The following is a 24,632-nucleotide window of genomic DNA, read 5'->3' as shown; positions in this document are numbered from 1 at the left end:
TCAGGCGCCCAGGCCAGCCAGAACAGGGCGCTGAGGCTCCCGTGAGGATCTCGGCAGGTCACTCTCCGAGGAGCCCGACCGCCCCGTACCACACCGGGGCCGGGTTCAGGCGGTCCGGATGGAGCGCGATCATCTGGTCGAAGTACTGGCGGGCCGTAGGTTTCTGGCCGAGCAGTCGGATGGCGTCGAGCAGGTATTGCCGGGTCTGTTCCAGGATGGCGGGATCATCGGGAAGGTCCTTGTTCTTGTGGCCCGCCACGACGGCCTTCGGCTCGAGCGCGGCGACCCGGTCGAGGGCCTTGAGCCATTCCTGCAGGCCCCCGTTCCCGCCTTCGAGGATGTACTGGTGTACGCCGTCGTAGGCGACGTCGCCGGCCACGACGAGTCCGATGGACGGTACGTACAGGACGGAGGTTTCGTCGGTGTCGGTGTGTGGCCAGGACCGGGGTGTCGGGGATGAGACCGGGGAACTGCTTGTCCCACAGTTCTTCACGCCCCTTGGTGGCCTGCCGGCGCATGACCTCGATGGTGCCCGGCGTCGCGTAGACGCTTCACGAGATCCGCGGTGCCGAACCAGTGGTCGCCGTGCCCGTGGGTCGCGTAGATGTAGGCCAGGCGCTTGCCGGACCGTTCGATCCAGTCGCCGACCCTCTGGGTCTGTTCGCGGGTGAGAGGCGGGTCGACCAGTACGGCGTCCTGACGGCTTTCCGAGCGCGAGGTTCATCGCGACGTCGCCCAGTCGGGGGCGGCCACAACCGTAGGATGACCAGATCCGCGTCAGTCGGCGATGGGCTGCCAGATCACCACGCGTCGTGTATCCCAATGGCCCTGTGCTGCTCGATCGAGCCTCGCTCACGGAGGTACGGAGATAACCCATGCCCCAGGTCTGGGGCTCCGTTGCCGAGATCGCTGCGCGCCTTGGATGTCCAGCTACGGCGCCCCCCTTGTGACCTGCGCTGTACCAAAGTGCCAACCATCTTGCTGATCCGGTACCTCCGGACGGTAGAGCCAGTTGGCATCAGCGCAGGTCACGAGCGTTGCCTTGTGCCAACTGACGAGCCCAGTCACACTGCGGGCATGGGCGACCGCGGGCTCTTCACCCCCGACTCCGTGACCTGGCAGATGCACGGCGACCCCATGATGTGGGTGGCCGGCGTCCGCGCGCTCTACCTCCAGGCGCTGCACCCCCGCGCGGTCCGGGGCGTCCTGCAGAACTCCGACTTCCGGCGCGACGCGTGGGGCCGGCTGATGCGCACCGCGAACTTCGTCGGCACGACGACGTACGGGACCACCGGCGCCGCCGAACGCGCGGGCGCCCGCGTCCGGAAGATCCACGGCATGCTGACCGCGACCGACCCGGTCACGGGCGAGCGGTACGGCGTCGGCGAACCCGCGCTGCTGCTCTGGGTGCACTGTGCCGAGATCGACTCCTATCTGCACGTCCTGCGCCGCTCCGGGTTCCCGCTCACCGACGCCCAGGCCGACCGGTACATAGCCGAACACCTCGTCAGCGCCCGCCTGGTGGGCCTCGACGAGCGCGCCGTACCGGCGAACCGGGCGGAGCTGGCCGCCTACTTCGAGCGGGTGCAGCCGGAACTGGCCGCGGGACCCGAGGCCCGGGTGGTGGACGACTTCCTGCTCCGTCCGCCGACGCACGCCCTCCTCGTCCCGGCGCGCGAGGTGCTGTGGCGGCGCGTGGCGCATCTGGCGTACGCCGCTCTGCCGCCGTACGCCCACGCGTTGTACGGCAGACCGGCCCCCGCGCCCGCCGTCGTGACCCGCCGCCTGCGGATGACGGGCGCCCTTCTGCGCCGTGTTCCCGCACGTCTGCGCTGGCAGCTGCCGCCCAAACACATCCTGCGGGCGATGGCGCGGCTCGGTCCGGACGCCCGCCCGGCACCGTACAAACTCGGACGATAAACCGCCATACTGGACGAGCAGGGGGGTGCGTCACGGTTCGGGCCGGCCGGGTGCGGGCGGGGCCGGCGCGGCGAGCCACCCAGGGGCGGGGCGGACGGCGACGGGGGCGGCGTATCGCTATGGCGGAGAACAGGCTGGTCCAGGGCCGGTACCGGCTGCTCGAACTGATCGGGCGGGGCGGGATGGGCGAGGTGTGGCGGGCCCGGGACGAGTCCCTGGGCCGGCGGGTCGCGGTCAAGTGCCTCCGGCCGCAGGGGCCGTACCACGATCCGTCGTTCTCCGGTGTGCTGCGGGAACGGTTCCGCCGGGAGGCCCGGGTGGCCGCCGGGCTCTCCCACCGCGGGGTGACCGTCGTGCACGACTTCGGCGAGTCCGACGGGCTCCCGTACCTGGTCATGGAGCTGTTGGAGGGCCGTGACCTGAGCCGGCTGCTGGCGGACCACGGGGGATGTCCGCTGCCGGTGGACGACGTGCTCGACATCGCCGGCCAGGTCGCCGCCGCCCTCGCCTACACCCACAAGCAGGGCGTGGTGCACCGGGACCTGAAACCGGCCAACATCGTGCGGCTGACCGACGGCACCGTGAAGATCTGCGACTTCGGCATCGCCCGCCTCGGCCACGACATCGGCTTCACCGCCCGGCTCACCGGCACCGGGGTCGCGCTCGGCACCCCGCACTACATGTCCCCGGAGCAGATCGGCGGCGACGCCGTCGACCGGCGCAGCGACCTGTACTCGCTGGGCTGCGTGCTGTACGAAATAGCCACCGGCGCGCCCCCGTTCGACCTGGCGGACGCCTGGGCGATCCTCATCGGCCACCGCGGCGCCCCGCCCCGGCCCCCGCGCGAACGACGCCCCGAACTGCCGGCCCGCCTCGACCGCCTCATCCTCGGCCTGCTGGCCAAGCGCCCCGAGGAACGGCCGCGCGACGCCGAGGAGTTGCTGCGCCTGCTCCAGTCGGTGCGGAGCACGACCACCCATCTCCCCGCCGGTACGCCCGGCGCGACGACGGCGGCGTACCCCGCGCGTGGAGAGCCCGTCGTGGGAGGCGCACCGGCGTTCCCGGAGCCGCCCCGCACCCGCCTGCCGGCCTGGACCCAGGGCATGACCACCGGTCACAAGGCCACGGGCGTGGCGCCGGCCGGACTGCACGCACTGCCCCCGGACCCGGGCGCGGCGCTGACGGACCGATGGGCCACCGGGCCGGCCCGCGCGGGCACGGCGGTGGCAGTGCACCCCGGCCCGGCGGGCACCCTCGCCGCCCTGACCGCGCGGCACCGCGAGGGCGTCCGGCTGGCCGGCAGCGGCCGCTGGGCGGAGGCCGGCGAGGTGCACCGGGCCGTGGCCGCCGGGCGGGCCGCCCTGCTCGGACCCGACCACCCCGACACGCTGGCCAGCCGCTACGAGGCCGCCTTCACCCTCGTACGCACCGGCCGCGCGGCGGAGGCACTGCCCCTCTACACGGACATCGCCGAGGCCAGGGCCCGCACGCTCGGAGCCGACCACCCCGACACCCTCGCCGCCCGGCAGGAGACCGCCTACGCGCTGGGCCGCCTGGGACGGCACTTCGAGGCGCACCGGATCTACACCGCGGTGCTGGCCGCACGCGAGCGCGCCATCGGCCCCGACGACCCGGACACCCTGCGCTGCCGCCACAACCTCGCCTGCAGCCTCGGCCGGCTCGGCCGCCCGGACGACGCCCGCCGGCTGGCCCGGGAGGTGGCCGCCGACCGGGCCCGGGTGCTCGGCCCGGACCACCCCGACACGCTGGCCTCCCGCTGCGAGGTCGCCTACGCGCTGGGCCGGTCGGGCCACTGGGAGGAGGCGCTGCGCACCTACCGCGAGGTCGCCGCGGCCCGCGCCCGCACCCTCGGCCCGGACCATCCCGACACCCTCGCCGCCCGCTACGAGAGCGCCCTCAGCCTCGGCCGCCTCGGCCGCGGCGCGGACGCCCTGCGCGTCTACCGGGACCTGATCGACGACCGCACCCGCGTCCAGGGCCCCGACCACCCCGAGACCCTGCGCGCCCGGCACGGCCTCGGCGTCAACCTCGGCCGGCTCGGCCGCTGGGAGGAGGCGTTCGACGAGGCCCGCGAGGTCTGGGCGCTGCGGGCGCGGGTCCTCGGCCCCGACCACCCCGACACGCTCGTCAGCCACCGCGAGGCCGCGGTCGCCCTCGGCTGGCTGGGCCGCTGGACGGACGCCCTCGTCGCGTACCGGCAGATCACCGCGGCCCGCGAGCGCGTCCTCGGGTCCGGCCACCCCGACACCCTCACCAGCCGCACCGATGAGGCCCACTGCTTGGAGCGCCTCGGCCGCGTCGCGGAGGCCGGCGAGCTGTACCGCAGGATCGCGGCCCACCACCAGCGGCGCGCCTCTGAGGGCCCCTGACCAGGAACCCGGCCGAACGGTGGCCGGGCCCATCTCCGGTCGTCGAGGCGGTCCGGATCGACACCGACGGGCACACCGCCGAGGTCACCTACCGCACGGCCGACGGCGAGGGCGTGGCCGCCGCCCGGCACGTCCTGGTGAACGCCTCCCCGCAGGAACTGGCCGCCCTCACCGGTGACACGCCCCCGGAACCCGCCGAGGGCGCCCAGCTCAAGGTCAACATGCTGCTCAAGCGGCTGCCGAAGGTCCGCGACCCCGCCGTCGACCCCCGTGAGGCCTTCGCCGGCACCTTCCACATCGCCGAGGGCTACCAGGAGCTGGCCACCGCCCACGCCCAGGCCGCGTCCGGCCGGCTCCCCGCCGCGCCGCCCTCGGAGATCTACTGCCACTCCCTGACCGACCCCAGCATCATCGGCCCCGAACTCGCCGGCCGCGGGTACCAGACGCTGACCCTCTTCGGCCTGCACACCCCGGCGAGGCTCTTCGACGGGGACAACGACGCCGTACGCGAGGAACTGCTGAAGTCCACCCTCGCCCAGCTCGACGCCCACCTCGCCGAGCCGCTCGCCGACTGCCTGGCGACCGGCGCCGACGGCCGCCCCTGCATCGAGGCGCGGACCCCGCTGGACCTGGAGCGGGACCTGCGGCTGCCCGGCGGCAACATCTTCCACCGGGCCCTGTCCTGGCCCTGCGCCCAGGAGGACACGGGCCGTTGGGGCGTGGAGACCCGGCACCCGGGGATCCTGCTGTGCGGCGCCGGAGCGGTGCGCGGGGGAGGGGTGAGCGGGGTGCCCGGGCACAACGCGGCGATGGCGGTCCTGGAGGCCGGCGCGTAACCCTACGGCCCCCAGAGCAATCTGACGGAACGTCAGAAAAGGTCTTCCGTCGTCCGGGCGGCTGCGGCATCCTGCGCCCATGCAGACGGAGCTGAGCAAGCAACTGGGCGTCGAGCACGCCGTCTTCGGCTTCACGCCGTTCCCCGCCGTCGCCGCCGCCATCAGCCGCGCCGGCGGCTTCGGCGTGCTCGGCGCGGTCCGCTACACCACCCCCGGCGACCTCAAGCGCGACCTCGACTGGCTCGACGCGCACTGCGGCGGCCGGCCCTACGGGCTGGACGTGGTGATGCCCGCCAAGAAGGTGGAAGGGGTCACGGAGGCCGACGTCGAGGCGATGATCCCCGAGGGCCACCGCCGGTTCGTGCACGACACCCTCGCCCAGCACGGCGTGCCGGAGCTGGCCGAGGGCGAGGCCGCCGGATGGCGCATCACCGGCTGGATGGAACAGGTCGCCCGCACCCAGCTCGACGTCGCCTTCGACTACCCGATCAGGCTCCTCGCCAACGCCCTCGGCTCACCCCCCGCCGACGTCGTCGCCCGCGCCCATGGCCGGGGCGTGCTGGTCGCCGCCCTCGCGGGCAGCGCCCGGCACGCGCGCAAGCACCGGGAGGCGGGCATCGACGTCGTCGTGGCCCAGGGCTACGAGGCCGGCGGCCACACCGGGGAGATCGCCACCATGGTGCTCACCCCCGAGGTCGTGGACGCCGTGCACCCGCTGCCCGTGCTGGCGGCCGGTGGCATCGGCAGCGGAGAGCAGGCGGCGGCCGCCCTCGCGCTCGGCGCCCAGGGCGTGTGGCTGGGCTCCGTGTGGCTGACCACCACGGAGGCCGACCTGCACTCGCCCGCCCTGACCCGCAAGCTGCTCGCCGCGGGCTCCGGGGACACCGTCCGCTCCCGCGCCCTGACCGGGAAGCCGGCCCGCCAGCTCCGCACCGAGTGGACCGACGCCTGGGACGACCCGGCCGGTCCCGGCACCCTCCCCATGCCCCTGCAGGGCCTGCTGGTCGCCGAGGCGGTCTCCCGCATCCAGAAGTACGAGGTCGAACCGCTGCTCGGCACGCCCGTCGGCCAGATCGTGGGCCGGATGAGCGCCGAACGCAGCGTCCAGGCCGTCTTCGACGACCTCACCCGCGGCTTCGAGCGGGCCGTGGACCGCATGAACCGCATCGCCGGAAGGAGCGGCCAGTCGTGAACACACCACCCCCCACTGGTTTCTGGGCGCAGGCGGCCGCGGACCCCGGCCGCACGGTCCTGATCGCCCCCGACGGCGAGGCATGGACCGCAGGCCGGCTGCACTCCGCCGCCAACCGGCTGGTGCACGGGCTGCGCGCGGCCGGCCTGGAGCGCGGCGACGCCTTCGCCGTCGTCCTGCCGAACGGCGTCGAGTTCCTCACCGCCTACCTGGCCGCCTCCCAGGCCGGGCTGTACCTCGTCCCGGTCAACCACCACCTGGTCGGGCCCGAGATCGCCTGGATCGTCGCCGACTCCGGTGCCAAGGTGCTCATCGCCCACGAGCGCTACGCCGGGGCCGCCCGCGCCGCGGCCGACGAGGCGGGCCTGCCGGCCACCCACCGCTACGCGGTCGGGACCGTCGAGGGCTTCAGCCCCTACCGCCGACTGCTCGACGGGCAGCCGGAGTCCCCGCCCTCCGGCCGGGAACTCGGCTGGGTCATGAACTACACCTCGGGCACCACCGGACGCCCCCGCGGCATCCGCCGCCCGCTGCCCGGCAGGTCCCCCGAGGAGGCCTATCTCGGGGGCTTCCTCGGCATCTTCGGCATCAAGCCGTTCGACGGCAACGTCCACCTCGTGTGCTCGCCGCTCTACCACACGGCCGTCCTGCAGTTCGCCGGCGCCTCCCTGCACATCGGGCACCGCCTGGTGCTGATGGACAGGTGGACCCCCGAGGAGATGCTGCGGCTCATCGACGCCCACGGCTGCACCCACACCCACATGGTCCCGACCCAGTTCCACCGCCTGCTCGCCCTCCCGGGGGAGGTACGGGCGCGCTACGACGTGACCTCCATGCGGCACGCCATCCACGGCGCCGCCCCCTGCCCGGACCATGTGAAGCGGGCCATGATCGACTGGTGGGGGACCTGCGTGGAGGAGTACTACGCGGCCAGCGAGGGCGGCGGCGCCTTCGCCACCGCCGAGGACTGGCTGAAGAAGCCCGGCACGGTCGGCAGGGCCTGGCCGATCAGCGAACTCGCGGTCTTCGACGACGACGGTGAGCGGCTGCCGCCCGGCCGGCTGGGCACCGTCTACATGAAGATGAGCACCGGCGGCTTCGCCTACCACAAGGACGAGGCCAAGACCCGCAAGAACCGCATCGGCGACTTCTTCACCGTCGGCGACCTCGGCTACCTGGACGAGGACGGCTACCTCTTCCTCCGCGACCGCAAGATCGACATGATCATCTCCGGTGGCGTCAACATCTACCCGGCCGAGATCGAGTCCGTCCTGCTCTCCCACCCGGCCGTCGCCGACGCCGCCGCCTTCGGCATCCCGCACGACGACTGGGGCGAGGAGGTCAAGGCCGTGGTCGAGCCGGCGCCCGGGCACGAGCCGGGCCCGGACCTGGCCGCGGCCCTGCTCGACCACTGCGCGGAGCGGCTCGCCGGCTACAAGCGGCCCAGGAGCGTGGACTTCACCGCCGAGATGCCCCGCGACCCCAACGGCAAGCTCTACAAACGGCGGCTGCGGGACCCCTACTGGGAGGGACGCACCCGGCAGGTCTGACGGCGGTCCTGCGGAGGTCCTTGACCAGCCCTTCCGGCGGCCCGAGGATCGGCTTTCATGATGCAGGGACACGGCAGCACGGTCGACGGGGTGCTGCGGCGCAGCGCCCGCCGCACCCCGGTACGGGTCGCGGTGGAGTACCGCGAGCGGACCTGGACGTACGAGGAGCTGGACGACGCCGTCTCCCGTGCGGCCGCGGTCCTGCTCGCCCAGGGCCTCGCGCCCGGCGACCGGGTCGGCGCCTACGGCCACAACTCCGACGCCTATCTGATCGCCTTCCTCGCCTGCGCCCGCGCGGGCCTGGTCCATGTGCCGGTCAACCAGAACCTCACCGGCGACGACCTCGCCTACATCGTGGGCCAGTCGGGGTGCACCCTGGTCCTCGCCGACCCGGGCCTCACCGGGAAACTGCCGGACGGCGTACGGGTGTTGCCGCTGCGGGACGGCGAGGACTCGCTGCTGGCCCGGCTCGCCGGCACGCCGCCGTACGACGGCCCCGACGCCCGCACCGAGGACCTGGTGCAACTGCTGTACACCTCCGGCACGACCGCCCTGCCGAAGGGCGCGATGATGACCCACCGGGCCCTGGTGCACGAGTACCTGAGTGCGATCACCGCACTCGACCTGAGCGCCGGCGACCGGCCGGTGCACGCGCTGCCGCTCTACCACTCGGCCCAGATGCACGTGTTCCTGCTGCCGTACCTCGCGGTCGGCGCTACCAGCGTCATCCTGGACGCGCCCGACGGCGACCGCCTCTTCGACCTGATCGAGGCGGGCCGCGTGGACAGCCTGTTCGCGCCGCCCACGGTGTGGATCGGCCTCGCGAACCGGCCCGACTTCGCCACCCGGGACCTGGGCGGCCTGCGCAAGGCGTACTACGGCGCGTCCATCATGCCCGTCCCGGTCCTGGAGCGGCTGCGGGAGCGGCTGCCGCGCCTCGCCTTCTACAACTGCTTCGGGCAGAGCGAGATCGGCCCCCTGGCCACGGTGCTCGGCCCGGACGAGCACGAGGGCCGGCTCGACTCCTGCGGGCGGACCGTGCTGTTCGTGGACGCCAGGGTCGTGGACGACAAGGGCGAGGACGTGCCCGACGGCACGCCGGGCGAGATCGTCTACCGCTCACCGCAGCTGTGCGAGGGCTACTGGGACAAGCCCGAGGAGACCGCGGCGGCCTTCCGGGACGGCTGGTTCCACTCCGGCGACCTCGCCGTCCGGGACGCCGACGGCTACTTCACCGTCGTCGACCGGGTGAAGGACGTCATCAACTCCGGCGGTGTGCTGGTCGCCTCGCGCCAGGTCGAGGACGCGCTCTACACCCATGAGGCGGTGGCGGAGGCGGCCGTGATCGGACTCCCGGACGAGCGCTGGATCGAGGCCGTCACGGCCGTCGTCGTCCAGCGCGCCGAGGTGACGGAGGATCAGCTCATCACGCACGTACGGGAGAAGCTCACCTCCTTCAAGGCGCCCAAGCGGGTGCTGTTCGTGGACACGCTGCCGCGCAACGCCAGCGGCAAGATCCTCAAACGCGAACTGCGGGACCGCTTCGACGGTTAGCCGGGTGTACGGGCCGGCCTGCGGCCCCCGCTCCGCACGACCGGGGCCGGAGGCCGGCCGCGCGGGGCACCCGGGCGGCCCGCGGACGCCGCGCGGTCAGTCCTGCCGCCGGCGGGCCCTCTTCAACTCGCGGGTGACGGCCCAGGCGTCGGCCACCGGGCCGAGGTGGCCGAGCTTGTCGGGGTTGAGCACCACACGGACGGTCTGGATCCGGCCGTCGAGCACGTCCAGGGCCAGGGTCTGGAGCACCCTGCCCTCGCGGTCGCGGAAGATCGCGCCCGGCTGGCCGTTGAGCTCGTGCGGCTCGCACGCCACGTCGATCCGCGTCAGCCAGGGGAAGACCGTGCCCAGTACCCGAGCCACGTTCTGCGCCCCCGCGACGGCCCTGGCCAGCTGCGGGGCCTTGCCGCCACCGTCCCCGACCAACTGCGCGTCGGCGGCGAGCAGTTCCCGCAGCCCGGCGACGTCGCCGTCCTTCAGCGCACCGAAGAACCGTGCCGCCAGCTCCCGCCGCTCCCGCCGGTCCGCCTCGAACCGCGGCTGCCCGGACCGCATGTGCCCCCGCGCCCGCACCAGCAGCTGCCGGCAGGCCGGCTCCGAACGTCCCACCGCCGCGGCGACCTCGTCGAACCCGAAGCCGAACACCTCGCGCAGCACGAACACCGCCCGCTCCAGCGGGCTGAGCCGCTCCAGCAGGAGCAGCGCCGCCATCGACACCGAGTCGGCGAGCTCCACCGACCGCGCCGGATCCTGGTACGGATCGCTCAGCAGCGGCTCGGGGAACCAGGGGCCCACGTACGCCTCCCGCCGCACCCGCGCCGAGCGCAGCACGTCGATCGAGATCCGCGTCACCACGGCCGACAGAAAGGCCTTGGCCGACGCGGGCCGGGCCGGGGAGCCGGCGAAACGCAGCCAGGTCTCCTGCACCGCGTCCTCGGCCTCGCCCACACTGCCCAGAATCCGGTAGGCGATCGAGAACAGCAGCGGCCGCAGCTCCTCGAACTCCTCGGTCCTGTCCACGCAGAACCCCCTTTCCCCTCAGGCGCCTTCACACGGCCTTGCCGGCATCCCGCGCCGACGGCTCAGTGGAACCGGCCGGCCTCGTGATCGCCGGCCGGCTGCCGGGTGATGATGTTCAGCCGGTTCGCCATGTTCATGAATGAAACCAGGATCACCAGGGCGGTGAGCTGCCCATGGTCGTAGTGCTCGGCGGCCCGCGCCCACACCTCGTCACTGACCCCGGCTGCCGCGTCCGCGACCCGGGTGCCCTCCTCCGCCAGCGCCAGCGCGGCTCGCTCGGCCTCGGTGAACACCGTGGCCTCCCGCCACGCCGTGACGAGGTGCAGCCGCACCGGGGTCTCGCCCGCGGCGGCGGCCTCCTTGGTGTGCATGTCGATGCAGACCGCGCAGCCGTTGATCTGGCTCACCCGCAGCGCCACCAGCTCCCGTGTGGCGGCAGGCAGCGGCGACTCCTTGATCGCCCTGCCCGCCGACATGACGTGCTTGAGGGCCGTGCCGCCGCTCGGGTCGGCGAAGTAGTCCAGTCGCGCGTCCATCGTGTGCTCCTCTGTCCGTCAGTGCCTACGCTCCCGAGACGAGGCACCCCGTCCCCCTGTGACACGGATCCGTGTGACCTGCGTCTCCCGAGGAGAATCCCCCTCACACGTCCCGCTCGCGCACGACGAACACCGCGAGCGCGACCGCGATCAGCGGCCACAGGGCGTACACGGTCCAGGAGCCGGGGACCGTGGCGCTGAATCCGAGGGAGTCGGGCGACGGCTCCCAGTTCTGCACCAGACGCCTCCAGGCGGTGACCACCATGGCGTGCTTGACGTCGGCGGACCAGCGCCTGCCGTCCGAGAAGACCGTGGGCAGCATCAGCAGCGTGAAGGCGCAGACGGCGATGGTCGCGGCGCCGTGCCGGATCAGGGTGCCGAGGCCCAGGCCGACCAGCGCGCAGACCGGGGCCAGCAGCACCGTGGCGGCCAGCGCCCTGCCCACCCCCGGGTGGGTGAGCGCGACGCCTGCGTCCCGACCGTCCAGGATGGCCTGGGACACCAGGAAGGAAGCGGTCGAGACGACCGAGCCGACGGCGGTCCACAGCACGCCGGCCACGACGGCCTTGGCGAGGACCACCGAGCCGCGGGCCGGGACGGCCACGGTGGTGCCGCGGATGAGGCCGCTGTTGTACTCGCTCACGACGGCGACGGCACCCATGCCCCCGGCGACCAGCACCAGCGTCATGCAACCGGCGGGCGGGAAGGCGTCCAAGGGCAGGAAGTCATGGAGCACCCGGGCGCCGGGGCGGGTGCCCGCGAGGTTGCGGTAGTCCGCCACGGCCGCCACGGCGGCGGACCCGACGACGAACAGCGCCGTCAGGGCGATCGTCCACCAAGTGGAGCGCAGCGACCTGGCCTTGATCCACTCGGCGGCGACGAGGTCGGCGAAACGGGCGGGCGGCCCGGTGAGGGCGGGGTCCGGTACGGCCGGGGGAACGGGGGCGGTCGTGGTCATCGGGTCCGTCCTGCCAGGTGTTCGACGCTGTCGGCGGTGAGTTCCATGAACGCCTCCTCCAGTGAGGCGGTCCGGGAGGTCAGCTCCCTGAGCGGGATCCGGTGGTCGAGAGCGAGCGTCCCGACGCGTTCCGCAGGCAGCCCGGTCACGGCGAGCGTCCCGGCCCCCGGCGGGCCGGTCGGCTCCACCGTGGCCCCGGCGGCGGACAGCACCGCCGCCAGCTCGGCGGCCCGCGCGCTGCCCACCACGACGCCCCGGCGGGTGCCGCGCGCTGCGAAGTCCCGCAGGGATTCCGCGGCGATGAGGCGTCCCCGGCCGATGACCACGAGCTCATCGGCGGTGTTCTCCATCTCCGCCATCAGATGGCTGGAGAGGAAGACCGTACGGCCCTCGGCCGCCAGCCGCCGGAACAGCCGGCGCACCCGAAGCACACCCTCCGGGTCCATGCCGTTGATCGGCTCGTCGAACATCAGCACAGGAGGGTCCCCGAGCAACGCGGCCGCTATGCCGAGCCGTTGCTTCATGCCCAGGGAGAACCCGCCGATGCGGCGCGCCCCCACCTCGGCCAGCCCCACCTCACCCAGCACCTCGCCCACCCGGCGCAGCGGGATGCCGTTGCCGCGGGCCAGGGCGGACAGATGGGCCACGGCGCTGCGGCCGCCGTGCACCTGGGTGGCGTCGAGGAGGGCTCCGGCGTGCCGCAGCCCCCGGGCGTGGGTGCGGAAGGGCACCCCGCCGACGGTGGCGGTCCCACCGGTGGGTGTGTCCAGGCCGAGGATCATGCGCAGTGTGGTGGTCTTCCCGGCTCCGTTGGGCCCGAGGAAGCCGGTGACACGGCCCGGCCGCACGGTGAAGGAGAGCCGGTCGACGGCGCTTCGGCCGCCGTAGCGTTTGGTGAGTTCGTTGACTTCGATCACACGGCAACCGTGCCGGGCGGACACCCGGCCGGGCATGAGGCCGTGAGCGGTATTCGGGACGCCGGTTCAGCCCGTGGGTGTAGCTCCCCGGGTCGATGCCGCGCAGGCGGCGGCTGGCTACGCTCGCGGCATGGACACCACATCAGGAGGCGCGCCGCCGTCGTGCGTTCGGCGACGCCACCTCACGCCCGAGGGGACACGACCGCGGTGACGAGGGCGAAGGTCACGGCCTGGGCGTGGTGCGCCGGCTACCTCCTCGTGGTGCTCCTGCTGCTGTGCGGCGCACCGCGGGCCTCGGGCACGGTCCACGCGGTGGGCTCGCTGCTGGCACTGAGCCTGCTCACCGGAGTACTGCGCCGGATGCCGCTGGCGGCCCTGGTGACGACACTCCTCGGGGCCACCGCCGTCGTGGTCGTACCGCCCGGCACCTCCGCGCACCCGGGCGAGGTCTACCTGGGCCAGTTCCTGGCGTACCTGGCGGTGGACGTCGCCCTGGGCGTCGCCGTGGCGACCCGTGCGCGGCGGGTCCCGGTCGTCGTCGTGGCCGTGCCGTTCGTGGTGCAGAGCCTGGTGATCGCCCTCTTCGCGCACGGTGACGCCCTGATCGTCAACGAGGTCGTAGGACTCCTGGCGACGGCCGCCGCCTGCATGGTCGGGCTGCTGAGCCGCGAGCGCCACGAGCACGCGGTGGCGCTGCGCGCGCAGGAGGTCGCCGAGGCCGTGACGGCCGAACGGCTGCGGATCGCAAGGGAGTTGCACGACATGATCGCGCACAGCGTCGGCATCGTCGCCATCCAGGCCGGGGTGGGCAGCCGGGTCATCCACACCCGGCCGGCCGAGGCGGCCGAGGCGCTGCGTGCCATCGAGGCCACCAGCCGGGAGACGCTGTCCGGCCTCAGGCGCACGCTGGTCGCCCTGCGCCGGGCCGACCGTGACACCGCCGCCCCGGGCAAGGCGTCCCTGGCGCCGTCGCCGGGCCTGGCGGACCTGGACCGCCTCGCGGCGGCGACCGCGGACGCGGGGGTCCGCGTCGACCTCCGCCGCAGCGGGGAGTGCCGTCCGCTGCCGGCCGACGTCGACCTGTCCGCCTTCCGTATCGTGCAGGAGGCGTTGACCAACGTGGTCCGCCACGCGGGCACCGGGCACTGCCGGGTGGCCGTCGACTACGGGGAGGAGGAGCTGACCGTGGAAATCGTCGACGACGGACGCGGTGCAGCCGTGAGCGGCCCGGCACACGGCTTCGGCATCGTGGGCATGCGGGAGCGGGCCGCGCTGCTGCGGGGCGAACTCACCGCCGGGCCGCGCCCGGAGGGCGGTTTCCGGGTGACGGCACGGCTGCCGCTGGGCACGTCCGTCCCGAGCGTGGCGGAGGTCCGATGACCATCCGGGTCGTGCTCGCCGACGACCAGCCGCTGGTGCGCTCCGGGCTGCGTGTGCTCATGGCAGACGAGTCCGACCTGGAGGTCGTCGGGGAGGCCGCCACCGGCGCGGAGGCGGTCCGGCTGGCGGGGGAACTCGACCCCGACGTCGTGGTCATGGACATCAGGATGCCCGGCATGGACGGGATCGAGGCCACGCGCCGGATCACGGCCGGACCGACGACGGCCCGTGTCCTCGTCCTGACCACCTTCGACGAGGACGACCACGTCCACGGGGCGCTCCGAGCCGGCGCGAGCGGTTTCGTGGTCAAGGACATGGCGCTGGACGACATCCTCGCGGCGATCCGCGTGGTCGCCACCGGCGACGCCCTGCTCGCGCCGGCCGTCACCCGCCGTCTGATCGCGGACTTCGTGGCACGGCCCGCGGCCGTCCCGGAGCGGGCCCCGCGGCCGGTCGAGGGCCTCACCGAACGGGAACGGGAAGTGCTGACCCTGGTGGGCCGGGGCCGGTCGAACACCGAGATCGCGGAAGACCTCTTCATCTCGGTGGCCACCGCCAAGTCGCACCTGTCACGCCTGTTCACCAAACTGGGCGCCCGGGACCGGGTGCAACTCGTCATCGCCGCCTACGAGATGAGGCTCGTCGAGCTCCCCGGCTGAGGGCTTGACCGCGAAACCGGCACGCGCGCAATGCAGTTGCGGGCCGCCCGGAGGGGGACGGATGATCAGGCCCATGCCGACCTTCAGCGCAGCCGACGGCACACGGCTCGCCTATCACCTGCGGGGCGAGGGCGAGCCCCTCGCCGTCCTGCCCGGCGGGCCCATGCGGGCCTCCTCCTATTTCGGGGACCTCGGCGGGCTGACCGGGCGGCGCCGCCTGGCCCTGCTGGACCTGCGTGGCACCGGTGACTCCGGGACGCCCGCGGACCCGGCGACGTACCGCTGCGACCGGATGGTCGAGGACGTGGAGCTGTGGCGCGGCCACCTGGGCCTCGCACGCATGGACCTGCTCGCCCACTCCGCCGGCGCCGCCCTGGCGATGCTCTACGCGGCCCGGTTTCCGCACCGGATACGGCGGCTGGTGCTGATCACCCCGAACCCGTCCGCCCTCGGCATGCGGGCGACCGCCGAGGACCGGCTGGCGGCGGCGCGGCTGCGAGCCGGCGAGCCGTGGTTCGGCGAGGCGTTCCCGGCCTTCCGGGCGTGGCTCGCGGGCGAGGCGGACTTCGACGACGTGTTCCTGCCGTTCTTCTACGGCCGCTGGGACGACACCGCCCGGGCGCACACGGACGCCGAGCTGGAGGAGAGCAACGAGGAGGCCGGCGACGTCTACTTCGCCGACGGCGCCTTCACCCCGGAGGCGACCCGCGCCGCCCTCGCCCGTCTGGCCGCGCCCGTCCTCGTGTACGCCGGCGAACTGGACGGCGGCCCACGGCCCCGTCTGGCCCGCCGCACCGCCGAGGCCTTCCCGGACGCCGAGTCGGCCGTACAGCCGGGGGCCGGCCACTACCCCTGGCTGGACGACGCGAAGTGGTTCCGCGACCGTGTCGCCGCCTTCCTCGACCGCCCCGTGGACGCGACTTCGCCCTCGGCGGAGCGGGCGCCCCGGGCGGAGCCGCCGGGCTAGCGTGCCCGGCATGAACACCACACCGGCGTACACCGTCGAGGCGAACGGCATCACCCTGGCCTGCCGTGCCTGGGGCCCGCGCGACGCCGAGCCGATCGTCCTGCTGCACGCCCGGGGCGCCGACGGCACCGACTGGTCCCCGATCGCCGAACGGCTCGCGGCGCCCCCGGGGCCCCGCCGGGTGTACGCCCCCGACCTGCGCGGCCACGGACGCAGCGACTGGCCTGGCGAGTACGCCCTGGAGGCGATGAGCGACGACGTGCGCGCCCTGCTCACCGCTGTCGGCATCGGCGGCACGGACGTGGTGGGCCACTCGCTGGGCGGCCTGGTCGCCCTGCTGCTGGCCCAGCGTCACCCCGGTGCGGTACGGCGCCTGGTGCTGGAGGACGTCTGCGCCCCGCTGCCGCTCGACCCGCCCCGGCCGCCCGCCGCACGGCCGGCCGGTGAGCTGCCGTTCGACTGGGCGATGGTCCTGGCCACCGACGAGCAGCGCAACCGACCCGATCCCGCGTGGTGGGAGCACCTGGGCCGGATCACCGCGCCCACACTGGTGGTCGGCGGCGGCCCCACCAGCCACATCCCGCAGGACGAGCCCGCGCGGCTGGCGGAGCTGATCCCGGACGCCTCACTGGTCACCGTCGACGCCGGGCACCTGGTGCACGGGACCCGTCCGGAGCAGTTCCTTTCCGTGCTCGGGGAGTTCCTCGGCGGGTGAGCGTCGTACGAGCCCGTCCGGACCTACCCCTGGTCCGCCGCCACCGCCACCTCGCGTGCCCAGCGGTAGTCGGCCTTCCCGCTCGGCGACCGCTGGATCGAGTCCGCGATCACGAGCTGGCGGGGGATCTTGTAGCCGGCCAGCCGGGTGCGGCAGTGGCCCTGGATGTCGGCCAGTGAGGGGCGCGGGGCCCCCTCGCGCAGCTGCACCACGGCCGCCACGTGGTTGCCCCACGTGGAGTCCGGGACACCGGCGACCAGGGCGTCGTACACGTCCGGATGCGCCTTCAGCGCCTGCTCGACCTCCTCCGGATAGACCTTCTCGCCCCCGGTGTTGATGCACTGCGAGCCCCGGCCGAGGACGACGACCACGCCCTCCTCGTCGACGGTGGCCATGTCGCCGAGCAGCACCCAGCGCTGTCCGTCCTTCTCGAAGAAGGTCTCGGCGGTCTTGCGGGGGTCGTTGTAGTAGCCGAGCGGGACGTTCCCGCACTGGGCGACCCGGCCCACCTCGCCCACGGCCACGGTGTCGCGCGTCACCGGATCCACCACCTGGGTACGGGAGTTGACCCGGATGCGAAAGCCGCGCTCGGGTCCGGAGTCCTCCGTCGCCGTCCCGTTGAAACCGGACTCGGAGGAGCCGAAGTTGTTCAGCAGCAGCGCGTTCGGGACCAGCTCGCGGAACTGCGCGCGCACCGTCTCCGACATGATCGCGCCGGACGAGGAGACGCTGAACAGGGCCGAGCAGTCCGTGCCCTTCAGCGGCCCGCCGAGCGCGTCGATCAGCGGGCGCAGCATCGCGTCACCGACCAGGGACACACTGGTCACCTTCTCGCGCTCGATGGTGCGCAGCACCTCCTCCGGCACGTACTTGCGGTGCAGCACGACCCGCTGGCCGAAGTTGAAGCCGATGAACGCGGTGAGGGTCGAGGTGCCGTGCATCAGCGGGGGAGTGGGGAAGAAGGTGATGCCGTGGCCGCCCGCGGCGACCCGCTCGGCCAGCTCCTGAGGCGTCTTCACCGGCTCCCCGGTGGGCGCCCCGCCGCCGAGACCGGCGAAGAACAGGTCCTCCTGACGCCACATCACGCCCTTCGGCATGCCCGTGGTGCCGCCGGTGTAGATGATGAACTGGTCGTCCCCCGACCGCGGCGGGAATCCCCGCTCGGGCGACGCGGACGCCGTGGCCCGAGCGAAGCCGATCGCCGTGGCGATCCCGCCCGGCCCCACCCCCACCCGCAGCAGGTGCCGCAGCTTCGGGGCGCGCGGGGCGGCCCCCGCCACCCGCTCCTCGAACTCCGCGTCGTAGACCAGCGCGACCAGATCGGCGTCCCGGTAGAGGTACGCCAACTCGTCCTCGACATAGCGGTAGTTGACGTTGACCGGGACGACCCTGGCCTTCATGCAGCCGAGCACCGTCTGCAGGTACTCGACGCCGTTGTACAGATGCAGCCCCAGGTGCTCCCCGGGGCGGATGCCGCTGTCGATCAGATGGTGTGCGACGCGATTGGCCGCCGCGTCCAGCTCCGCGTACGTCAGCCGGCGTTCCGCGCCCGTGCCGGGGTGGTCGAGGTACACGAGCGCCTCGCGGTCCGGGACGACGTCGACGACCGACTCGAACAGATCGGCAAGGTTGTACTCCACCGCTCCTCCTGACCCCCGGCAGTCCCTGACGGAGAAAGGCGCGTCCGTCGGTTCGCCCGGTCATCAGAGCAAAGCGTGCCGCAACTGGGAAGGGATCGGGCGAAGAAATCTGACTGAGTGTCAGCAAACCCTTGAAGTGCCTTCCCGCCTACTGCAACCTGTTCTCGTTCTTACCGAGGGGAGACGGCCCATGGGTGGGACGGAACACCTGACCGTGCGGCGCGAGGGCGCCACGCTCGTGCTCACGCTGAACAGACCCGATGCCAGGAACGCGCTCTCGCTGCCGATGCTCGTCGGCCTGTACGACGGCTGGACCGAGGCCGACGAGGACGACGCGGTCCGCTCGATCGTGCTCACCGGGGCCGGCGGCGCCTTCTGCGCGGGCATGGACCTGAAGGCGCTCGCGGGCGACGGCATGCAGGGACAGCACTACCGCGACCGGCTCAAGGCCGACCCGGACCTGCACTGGAAGGCGATGCTGCGGCACCACCGCCCGCGCAAGCCGGTGATCGCCGCCGTCGAGGGCCACTGCGTCGCGGGCGGCACCGAGATACTCCAGGGCACCGACATCCGGATCGCGGGCGAGACCGCGACCTTCGGCCTCTTCGAGGTCAGACGGGGACTGTTCCCGATCGGCGGCTCCACCGTCCGGCTGCAGCGCCAGATCCCCCGCACCCACGCCCTGGAGATGCTGCTCACCGGGCGGCCGTACAGCGCACGGGAGGCCGCCGGCATCGGCCTCATCGGCCATGTCGTGCCCGACGGCACCGCACTTTCCAGGGCCCTGGAGATCGCCGAGCTGATCAACGCCTGCGGTCCGCTCGCCGTGGAGGCCGTCAAGGCGTCCGTGTACGAGACCGCCGAGATGAACGAGACGGACGGGCTCGCCGCCGAACTCGCCCGTGGCTGGCCCGTCTTCGACACCGCCGACGCCAAGGAGGGCGCCCGCGCCTTCGCCGAGAAACGGCCCCCCGTCTTCAAGCGCGCGTGACCTCCGCAGCCGGTTCGGTGCGGACCCCGCGGGCCGTCCGTGGCCGGTCGCGCGGTTCCCCGCGCCCCTCGGGGCGCGGCCTCAACCGACCTTGTCCGAAGGAGGCAAGTTCCCGATGCCCGACGTCCTCAAAGCGCCCCTCGTCGTCGAATTCCCCTTCACCCGCTCCCTCGGCCCCGTCCAGAGCGCCTTCCTCACCGGCCTGCGCGAAGGCGTCGTCCTCGGGGTGCGCACCACCGGCGGACGCACCCTCGTCCCGCCCGTCGAGTACGACCCCGACACCGCCGAGGAGATCCGCGACCTGGTGGAGGTCGCGCCCACCGGCACGGTCACCACCTGGGCCTGGAACCACGCCCCCCGCCGCGGCCAGCCCCTCGGCACCCCCTTCGCCTGGGTCCTGGTCCGCCTCGACGGCGCCGACACCGCCCTGCTGCACGCCCTGGACGCCCCCGGCCCCGACGCCGTCCGCACCGGGATGCGGGTGCGGATCCGCTGGGACGGGGAGCGCACCGGCGCCATCACCGACATCGCCTGCTTCGAGCCGTACGACGGCGAGCCCGCCGAGCCGGGCGGCCACGACGGCGTGTTCGAGAACCCCCTCACCGGGATCGTCGCCCCCGCCCGCCTCGACTACACCTACTCGCCGGGCCGCGCCCAGTCCGCCTACATCGAGGCCCTCTCCGGACAGCGGACCGTCGGCGAACGCTGCCCCTCCTGCCACAAGGTGTACGTCCCGCCGAGGGGTGCCTGCCCCACCTGCGGCGTCGCCACGACGGAACGGGTCGAGGTCGGGCCCCGCGGCACGGTCACCACCTACTGCATCGTCAACATCAAGGCGAAGAACCTCGACATCGAAGTGCCCTACGTCTATGCGCACATCGCCCTCGACGGCGCGGACCTCGCCCTGCACGCCCGGATCGGCGGCATCCCCTACGACCAGGTGCGCATGGGCCTGCGGGTGGAACCGGTGTGGACCGAGGGCGCCCGCTACCCCGACCACTACCGGCCCACCGGCGAACCCGACGCGGACTACGACACCTACAAGGAGCTGCTGTGACCCGGGAGATCGCCGTCGTCGCCTTCGCGCAGTCCGACCACCGGCGCTCCACCGAGGAGTTCTCCGAGGTCGAGATGCTGATGCCGGTGCTGCACGAGGTCCTGGAGCGGACCGGCCTGAAGACCGCCGACATCGGCTTCACCTGCTCCGGGTCCAGCGACTACCTCGCCGGACGCGCCTTCTCCTTCACCCTCGCCCTCGACGGCGTCGGCGCCTGGCCGCCGATCTCCGAGTCCCACGTGGAGATGGACGGCGCCTGGGCCCTGTACGAGGCCTGGACCAAGCTCCTCACCGGGGAAGCCGACACCGCGCTCGTCTACTCCTACGGCAAGTGCTCGCCCGGCTCGGTGCGGGACGTGCTCACCCGCCAGCTCGACCCGTACTACCTGGCCCCCCTGTGGCCCGACGCCGTGGCCCTCGCGGCCCTCCAGGCGCAGGCCCTCATCGACGCCGGGGACGCCGACGAGACGGCCCTCGCCGCCGTCGCCGCCCGCAGCCGCGCCGACGCCGCCGCCAACCCGCACGCCCAGCTCAAGGGCCCGGCGCCGCACGGCGAGCACGTCGTACGGCCGCTGCGCACCGGCGACTGCCCACCCGTGGGCGACGGCGCGGCGGCCGTGATCCTCGCGGCCGGGGACCGGGCCCGCGAACTGTGCGAGCGGCCGGCCTGGATCCGGGGCGTCGACCACCGCATCGAGGCACATGCCCTCGGGGTGCGCGACCTCACCGACTCCCCCTCCGCCCGGCTGGCCGCGCAGAAGGCCGGCGCCTTCGAACGGCCCGTCGACACCGCGGAGTTGCACGCGCCGTTCAGCTCGCAGGAGGTGGTCCTGCGCAAGGCCCTCCGCCTCGGCGACGACGTACGGATCAACCCCTCCGGCGGGGCGCTCACCGCCAACCCGGTCATGGCCGCCGGACTCGTCCGCATCGGCGAGGCCGCCGCCCGCATCCACCGCGGCGAGTCCGACCGCGCCCTCGCCCACGCCACCTCAGGTCCCTGCCTCCAGCAGAACCTGGTCGCCGTACTCGAAGGGGATCCACGATGAGCAAGGAGCCCGTGGCCGTCACAGGGATCGGCCAGACCCGGCACGTGGCCGCCCGCCGGGACGTCTCGATCGCCGGACTCGTCCGCGAGGCCGCCCGACGGGCCCTCGACGACGCCGAGTTGACCTGGGCCGACATCGACGCCGTCGTCATCGGCAAGGCGCCCGACTTCTTCGAGGGCGTGATGATGCCCGAGCTCTACCTCGCCGACGCGCTCGGCGCCGTCGGCAAACCCATGCTGCGCGTGCACACCGCGGGCTCCGTCGGCGGATCCACCGCCCTGGTCGCCGCGAACCTCGTCGCCGCCCGGGTGCACGGCACGGTCCTCACCGTCGCCTTCGAAAAGCAGTCCGAGTCCAACGCCATGTGGGGCCTGTCGCTGCCCATCCCCTTCCAGCAGCCCCTGCTCGCCGGAGCCGGCGGCTTCTTCGCCCCGCACGTGCGCGCCTACATGCGGCGCAGCGGCGCCCCCGACACCGTCGGCTCCCTCGTCGCCTACAAGGACCGGCGCAACGCACTGAAGAACCCCTACGCCCACCTCCACGAACACGACATCACCCTGGAGAAGGTCCAGGCCTCGCCCATGCTGTGGGACCCCATCCGCTACTCCGAGACCTGCCCCTCCTCCGACGGCGCCTGCGCCATGGTCCTCACCGACCGCGCCGGAGCCGCCCGCGCTCCCCGCCCGCCCGCCTGGATGCTCGGCGGCGCCATGCGCAGCGAGCCGACCCTGTTCGCGGGCAAGGACTTCGTCTCCCCGCAGGCCGGCAAGGACTGCGCCGCCGACGTCTACCGGCAGGCCGGCATCACCGACCCGCGCCGGGACATCGACGCCGTCGAGATGTACGTGCCGTTCTCCTGGTACGAGCCGATGTGGCTGGAGAACCTCGGCTTCGCCGAGGAGGGCGAGGGCTGGAAGCTCACCGAGTCCGGGGTCACCGCACTCGACGGCGACCTGCCCGTCAACATGTCGGGCGGCGTGCTGTCCACCAACCCCATCGGCGCCTCCGGCATGATCCGCTTCGCCGAGGCGGCCCTCCAGGTCCGCGGCCAGGCCGGAGAACACCAGGTGGAGCGCGCCCGCAAGGTGCTCGGGCACGCCTACGGCGGCGGTTCGCAGTTCTTCTCCATGTGGCTCGTGGGAGCACAGCCACCCGACGCCTGAAAGTCCTCCCCACGTGGGCTGTTGGGCATCGTGAGCGGTCGCTAGGCTGACCCGCGGACGACGAACCGGGAGGAGCACGGACGTGGCCGAGACCACCACCCAGCACCAGCCGCTCGTGGGCTGGGACAAGCCGCAGCTGGACCTCAGCAGTGCCGAGTGGCAGTCCAGCAGCCGAGGTCTGGGCGATGTCCAGATCGCCTTTGTCGAGGGCTTCATCGCGATGCGCAACAGCGGCCGTCCGGAGAGCCCCTCCCTGATCTTCACGCCCGCGGAGTGGGGAGCCTTCGTCTCCGGCGCCCGCGAAGGGGAGTTCGACCTCACCTGAACCGGACCCCATCTGATCTGAACCGGGGGTGTTCCGAGCCGATTTCCGGACACGCGACCAGCAGCGCCCTGCCGGGGCCGACGCCTGAGCGAGGCTGGCCCCAGCAAGGGGAAGGTCGTGTTCCGGAGGTGAGGAAGCATGAGCACTGCGCCGGTCATCGCCGCGGTCGACGGTTCCGAGGACAGCCTGCGCGCGCTGGACTGGGCCCTGGACACCGCCCGCCGCCGCGCGGCACCGCTGCGGGTGGTCCACGTGCGCCAGTACGCCGCCTGGGGCCAGGCCGACGTGCTGGTCGCCGCGCCGCCCGAGACGGCGGGCGATCCGGTCCTCGACGAGGTGCGCGCCCGGCTCGAGGGCGGCGACGCCGGGGTACCGGCCGTGGAGTACGTCGCCCTGGAGGGCGTACCGGGCGCCGCCCTGCCCGAACTGGGCACCGACGCCCAGCTGTTGGTGCTCGGCTCCCGGGGCCGCGGCGGCTTCGCCAGCCTGCTGCTCGGCTCCAACGGCCTCGCCGCCGCGCGGGACGCCGAGTGCCCGGTCGTCGTCGTACCCCGGCCCGACCGGGAGGTCCACGGCGACGAGCCCGCCGAACCCGGGCCCCGGGTGGTCGTGGGCCTGCACGTCGACAGCCCCGACGAGGGAGCCCTCGCCTTCGCCTTCGACGAGGCCGCCCACCGCGAGGCCCGGGTACAGGTGATCGCCGCCTACCCGTGGCCCGTGCAGACCTGGTCCGCCCCGGGCCAGCTGGTCCCGCCCATGGTCGACCAGGACGCCGTGGAGAACGAGACGCGCGTCCTCGCCGACGGATTCCTCGCACCGCACCGGGAGCGGCACCCCGGCGTCCGTGCCGACGCCGCCGCGATCCCCGGCGACGCGGCCGGGCACCTCGTCGCCGCGTCCAAGGACGCCGAGCTGGTCGTCGTCGGCCGGCACCGGCGGCGGCTGCTCGCCCCGGCCCGCATGATGGGCTCCGTCACCCAGGCCGTGCTGCTGCACGCCGCGAGCCCCGTCGCGGTGGTCCCGCCCGGCCCACCGGAGGAGTAGGGGAGCGCCACGACCGGCGGACGGACCGTTCGGCCGTACGACGGCGGGGCGTCCGCCAGGGCGGCACACCGTGCCACGCGACGACTCCGCCCTGCCCGCCTTCCGGCCGGCACCGGGATCTCACCCGCGCGTCGGACGCCCCGGCGAGCCGCCGGGCGGCGGCCGTGGGGCCGGCGACACGCCGCTGTCGATCGGCCGGGGCGTCGCCGCCGCTCCACCGGACGCCCGCAGGTCTCCCAGCGGGGCCGGGGCACGTACCATTGCCGCATGTCGTTCCTCCGCCGCCGCAGCGCCACCCCTGCGGGACCCGACTTCGACGTGCTGGCCATGGATCCGGGCGACTGGCCGGGCAACCTCGGCGCGGGTCTGCTGCCCGCCCCCGACGGCACCTGCCAGGGTGTCTTCCTGCGCTACGACCTCTTCGGCGGCCGCGGCCCCGCGATGATCATCGGCAATCTGCCGGAGGGCTCCCCGGCCCGCGAGGTCGCCGAGGACGAGATCCCCTTCGAGGTGGGCCAGCTGCTCCTGGCGCTGGAGAACGACGAGGAGGTCACCGTCGTCGGCACCGAGGACACCCCCGTCCTGCAGGGTGACAACCTCCTCATCGTGCGGCGCCTCAAGCTGTCCGAGGGCCGGATCTCCTGCGTGCAGTTCGACCGCAGCGACGGCGTCCTCGTGACCATCGCCGCCTGGGACCGCCCCATCACGGACGACCTGTACGCCCTGCTGAAGCCGCTCCCGGCGGAGCTTTTCCAGCAGGGCTGAGGGACCC

The 24,632-nt window shown here is 73.5% G+C and carries 23 protein-coding genes and 1 pseudogene; 17 read left to right on the top strand and 7 right to left on the bottom strand.

Going from position 1 to position 24,632, the window contains the following annotated elements; all coding sequences use genetic code 11:
• Window positions 1–58 precede the first annotated feature (58 nt).
• Together ACZ7FF_RS21285 and ACZ7FF_RS21280 are read right to left on the bottom strand one after the other, a co-directional pair.
• Window positions 59–379, bottom strand: coding sequence for a hypothetical protein (locus ACZ7FF_RS21285; RefSeq protein WP_470813804.1), 321 nt, complete (start codon window positions 377–379; stop codon window positions 59–61).
• Between the two features lie 110 nt (window positions 380–489).
• Complete coding sequence (locus ACZ7FF_RS21280; RefSeq protein WP_470813956.1) at window positions 490–687, bottom strand: MBL fold metallo-hydrolase; 198 nt, start codon at window positions 685–687, stop codon at window positions 490–492.
• 390 nt (window positions 688–1,077) lie between these two features.
• Between ACZ7FF_RS21280 and ACZ7FF_RS21275 the strand changes: the two genes are divergently transcribed.
• The 6 genes and pseudogenes from ACZ7FF_RS21275 (at window position 1,078) to ACZ7FF_RS21250 (ending at window position 9,442) form a co-directional block, all read left to right on the top strand.
• Complete coding sequence (locus ACZ7FF_RS21275; protein ID WP_470813803.1) at window positions 1,078–1,920, top strand: oxygenase MpaB family protein; 843 nt, start codon at window positions 1,078–1,080, stop codon at window positions 1,918–1,920.
• 119 nt (window positions 1,921–2,039) lie between these two features.
• Complete coding sequence (locus ACZ7FF_RS21270; protein WP_470813802.1) at window positions 2,040–4,310, top strand: serine/threonine-protein kinase; 2,271 nt, start codon at window positions 2,040–2,042, stop codon at window positions 4,308–4,310.
• Between the two features lie 44 nt (window positions 4,311–4,354).
• Window positions 4,355–5,146 (top strand): annotated as a pseudogene (locus ACZ7FF_RS21265) (phytoene desaturase family protein); the annotation flags it as partial.
• A gap of 79 nt (window positions 5,147–5,225) precedes the next feature.
• Complete coding sequence (locus ACZ7FF_RS21260; protein ID WP_470813801.1) at window positions 5,226–6,338, top strand: NAD(P)H-dependent flavin oxidoreductase; 1,113 nt, start codon at window positions 5,226–5,228, stop codon at window positions 6,336–6,338.
• On the top strand, window positions 6,335–7,888 hold the full coding sequence (locus ACZ7FF_RS21255) for an acyl-CoA synthetase (RefSeq protein WP_470813800.1): 1,554 nt from the start codon (window positions 6,335–6,337) through the stop codon (window positions 7,886–7,888). The genes ACZ7FF_RS21260 and ACZ7FF_RS21255 overlap by 4 nt, the downstream gene beginning before the upstream one ends.
• A gap of 57 nt (window positions 7,889–7,945) precedes the next feature.
• Entirely contained in the window at window positions 7,946–9,442 is a 1,497-nt protein-coding gene (locus tag ACZ7FF_RS21250) for an acyl-CoA synthetase (RefSeq protein ID WP_470813799.1), read from the top strand.
• Window positions 9,443–9,538: 96 nt separating this feature from the next.
• Here ACZ7FF_RS21250 and ACZ7FF_RS21245 read toward each other — a convergent pair whose 3' ends face one another.
• The 4 genes from ACZ7FF_RS21245 to ACZ7FF_RS21230 form a co-directional block, all read right to left on the bottom strand.
• Window positions 9,539–10,462 carry an RNA polymerase sigma-70 factor gene (locus ACZ7FF_RS21245; protein WP_470813798.1) on the bottom strand — a complete coding sequence of 308 codons (924 nt, stop codon included), beginning with the start codon at window positions 10,460–10,462 and terminating at the stop codon, window positions 9,539–9,541.
• 62 nt (window positions 10,463–10,524) lie between these two features.
• On the bottom strand, window positions 10,525–10,998 hold the full coding sequence (locus ACZ7FF_RS21240) for a carboxymuconolactone decarboxylase family protein (protein WP_470813797.1): 474 nt from the start codon (window positions 10,996–10,998) through the stop codon (window positions 10,525–10,527).
• 103 nt (window positions 10,999–11,101) lie between these two features.
• Window positions 11,102–11,956 carry an ABC transporter permease gene (locus tag ACZ7FF_RS21235; protein ID WP_470813796.1) on the bottom strand — a complete coding sequence of 285 codons (855 nt, stop codon included), beginning with the start codon at window positions 11,954–11,956 and terminating at the stop codon, window positions 11,102–11,104.
• The gene (locus tag ACZ7FF_RS21230) at window positions 11,953–12,873 is read right to left on the bottom strand and encodes an ATP-binding cassette domain-containing protein (RefSeq protein ID WP_470813795.1); all 921 of its coding nucleotides are present in this window, start codon (window positions 12,871–12,873) and stop codon (window positions 11,953–11,955) included. Before ACZ7FF_RS21230 ends, ACZ7FF_RS21235 begins: the two co-directional genes overlap by 4 nt.
• A gap of 207 nt (window positions 12,874–13,080) precedes the next feature.
• On the opposite strand from ACZ7FF_RS21230, the gene ACZ7FF_RS21225 reads away from it, so the two are divergent.
• From ACZ7FF_RS21225 to ACZ7FF_RS21210, 4 genes are all read left to right on the top strand, one after another.
• Complete coding sequence (locus tag ACZ7FF_RS21225) at window positions 13,081–14,253, top strand: sensor histidine kinase (protein ID WP_470813794.1); 1,173 nt, start codon at window positions 13,081–13,083, stop codon at window positions 14,251–14,253.
• Complete coding sequence (locus tag ACZ7FF_RS21220; protein ID WP_470813793.1) at window positions 14,250–14,912, top strand: response regulator; 663 nt, start codon at window positions 14,250–14,252, stop codon at window positions 14,910–14,912. Before ACZ7FF_RS21225 ends, ACZ7FF_RS21220 begins: the two co-directional genes overlap by 4 nt.
• 73 nt (window positions 14,913–14,985) lie before the next feature.
• Window positions 14,986–15,879 (top strand): alpha/beta fold hydrolase, encoded by an 894-nt coding sequence (locus ACZ7FF_RS21215; protein ID WP_470813792.1) that lies wholly within the window; start codon window positions 14,986–14,988, stop codon window positions 15,877–15,879.
• A gap of 10 nt (window positions 15,880–15,889) precedes the next feature.
• A complete protein-coding gene (locus ACZ7FF_RS21210) occupies window positions 15,890–16,594 on the top strand; it encodes an alpha/beta fold hydrolase (RefSeq protein ID WP_470813791.1) in 705 nt (234 codons plus the stop codon).
• Between the two features lie 23 nt (window positions 16,595–16,617).
• Here the strand turns inward: ACZ7FF_RS21210 and ACZ7FF_RS21205 are convergent, their stop codons facing one another.
• Entirely contained in the window at window positions 16,618–18,234 is a 1,617-nt protein-coding gene (locus ACZ7FF_RS21205; RefSeq protein WP_470813790.1) for an acyl-CoA synthetase, read from the bottom strand.
• A gap of 190 nt (window positions 18,235–18,424) precedes the next feature.
• Here ACZ7FF_RS21205 and ACZ7FF_RS21200 point away from each other — a divergent pair, with 190 nt between their 5' ends.
• The 7 genes from ACZ7FF_RS21200 (at window position 18,425) to ACZ7FF_RS21170 (ending at window position 24,625) form a co-directional block, all read left to right on the top strand.
• On the top strand, window positions 18,425–19,225 hold the full coding sequence (locus tag ACZ7FF_RS21200) for a crotonase/enoyl-CoA hydratase family protein (RefSeq protein WP_470813789.1): 801 nt from the start codon (window positions 18,425–18,427) through the stop codon (window positions 19,223–19,225).
• Window positions 19,226–19,340: 115 nt separating this feature from the next.
• A complete protein-coding gene (locus tag ACZ7FF_RS21195) occupies window positions 19,341–20,282 on the top strand; it encodes a Zn-ribbon domain-containing OB-fold protein (protein ID WP_470813788.1) in 942 nt (313 codons plus the stop codon).
• Window positions 20,279–21,328 (top strand): thiolase domain-containing protein, encoded by a 1,050-nt coding sequence (locus ACZ7FF_RS21190; protein ID WP_470813787.1) that lies wholly within the window; start codon window positions 20,279–20,281, stop codon window positions 21,326–21,328. Before ACZ7FF_RS21195 ends, ACZ7FF_RS21190 begins: the two co-directional genes overlap by 4 nt.
• The gene (locus ACZ7FF_RS21185; protein ID WP_470813786.1) at window positions 21,325–22,491 is read left to right on the top strand and encodes a thiolase domain-containing protein; all 1,167 of its coding nucleotides are present in this window, start codon (window positions 21,325–21,327) and stop codon (window positions 22,489–22,491) included. Before ACZ7FF_RS21190 ends, ACZ7FF_RS21185 begins: the two co-directional genes overlap by 4 nt.
• 82 nt (window positions 22,492–22,573) lie before the next feature.
• Window positions 22,574–22,816 (top strand): DUF397 domain-containing protein, encoded by a 243-nt coding sequence (locus tag ACZ7FF_RS21180; protein WP_470813785.1) that lies wholly within the window; start codon window positions 22,574–22,576, stop codon window positions 22,814–22,816.
• Window positions 22,817–22,954: 138 nt separating this feature from the next.
• The gene (locus ACZ7FF_RS21175) at window positions 22,955–23,860 is read left to right on the top strand and encodes a universal stress protein (RefSeq protein ID WP_470813784.1); all 906 of its coding nucleotides are present in this window, start codon (window positions 22,955–22,957) and stop codon (window positions 23,858–23,860) included.
• Window positions 23,861–24,127: 267 nt separating this feature from the next.
• Window positions 24,128–24,625: a hypothetical protein gene (locus tag ACZ7FF_RS21170; RefSeq protein WP_470813783.1), complete on the top strand. Its 498-nt coding sequence runs from the start codon at window positions 24,128–24,130 to the stop codon at window positions 24,623–24,625.
• Window positions 24,626–24,632: the final 7 nt, after the last annotated feature.

Source organism: Streptomyces sp. NPDC037126, assembly GCF_055605965.1.
The sequence above is the reverse complement of the archived record's forward strand: the minus strand, read 5'-3'. Positions and strand labels throughout refer to the sequence as shown.

Excerpts from the sequence above, each read along its gene's own strand:
- ACZ7FF_RS21275 (WP_470813803.1), top strand. The coding sequence starts at position 1,078 with ATGGGCGACCGCGGGCTCTTCACCCCCGACTCCGTGACCTGGCAGATG.
- ACZ7FF_RS21270 (WP_470813802.1), top strand. The coding sequence starts at position 2,040 with ATGGCGGAGAACAGGCTGGTCCAGGGCCGGTACCGGCTGCTCGAACTG.
- ACZ7FF_RS21260 (WP_470813801.1), top strand. The coding sequence starts at position 5,226 with ATGCAGACGGAGCTGAGCAAGCAACTGGGCGTCGAGCACGCCGTCTTC.
- ACZ7FF_RS21250 (WP_470813799.1), top strand. The coding sequence starts at position 7,946 with ATGATGCAGGGACACGGCAGCACGGTCGACGGGGTGCTGCGGCGCAGC.
- ACZ7FF_RS21240 (WP_470813797.1), bottom strand. The coding sequence starts at position 10,998 with ATGGACGCGCGACTGGACTACTTCGCCGACCCGAGCGGCGGCACGGCC.
- ACZ7FF_RS21235 (WP_470813796.1), bottom strand. The coding sequence starts at position 11,956 with ATGACCACGACCGCCCCCGTTCCCCCGGCCGTACCGGACCCCGCCCTC.
- ACZ7FF_RS21220 (WP_470813793.1), top strand. The coding sequence starts at position 14,250 with ATGACCATCCGGGTCGTGCTCGCCGACGACCAGCCGCTGGTGCGCTCC.
- ACZ7FF_RS21215 (WP_470813792.1), top strand. The coding sequence starts at position 14,986 with ATGCCGACCTTCAGCGCAGCCGACGGCACACGGCTCGCCTATCACCTG.
- ACZ7FF_RS21210 (WP_470813791.1), top strand. The coding sequence starts at position 15,890 with ATGAACACCACACCGGCGTACACCGTCGAGGCGAACGGCATCACCCTG.
- ACZ7FF_RS21200 (WP_470813789.1), top strand. The coding sequence starts at position 18,425 with ATGGGTGGGACGGAACACCTGACCGTGCGGCGCGAGGGCGCCACGCTC.
- ACZ7FF_RS21195 (WP_470813788.1), top strand. The coding sequence starts at position 19,341 with ATGCCCGACGTCCTCAAAGCGCCCCTCGTCGTCGAATTCCCCTTCACC.
- ACZ7FF_RS21185 (WP_470813786.1), top strand. The coding sequence starts at position 21,325 with ATGAGCAAGGAGCCCGTGGCCGTCACAGGGATCGGCCAGACCCGGCAC.
- ACZ7FF_RS21175 (WP_470813784.1), top strand. The coding sequence starts at position 22,955 with ATGAGCACTGCGCCGGTCATCGCCGCGGTCGACGGTTCCGAGGACAGC.
- ACZ7FF_RS21170 (WP_470813783.1), top strand. The coding sequence starts at position 24,128 with ATGTCGTTCCTCCGCCGCCGCAGCGCCACCCCTGCGGGACCCGACTTC.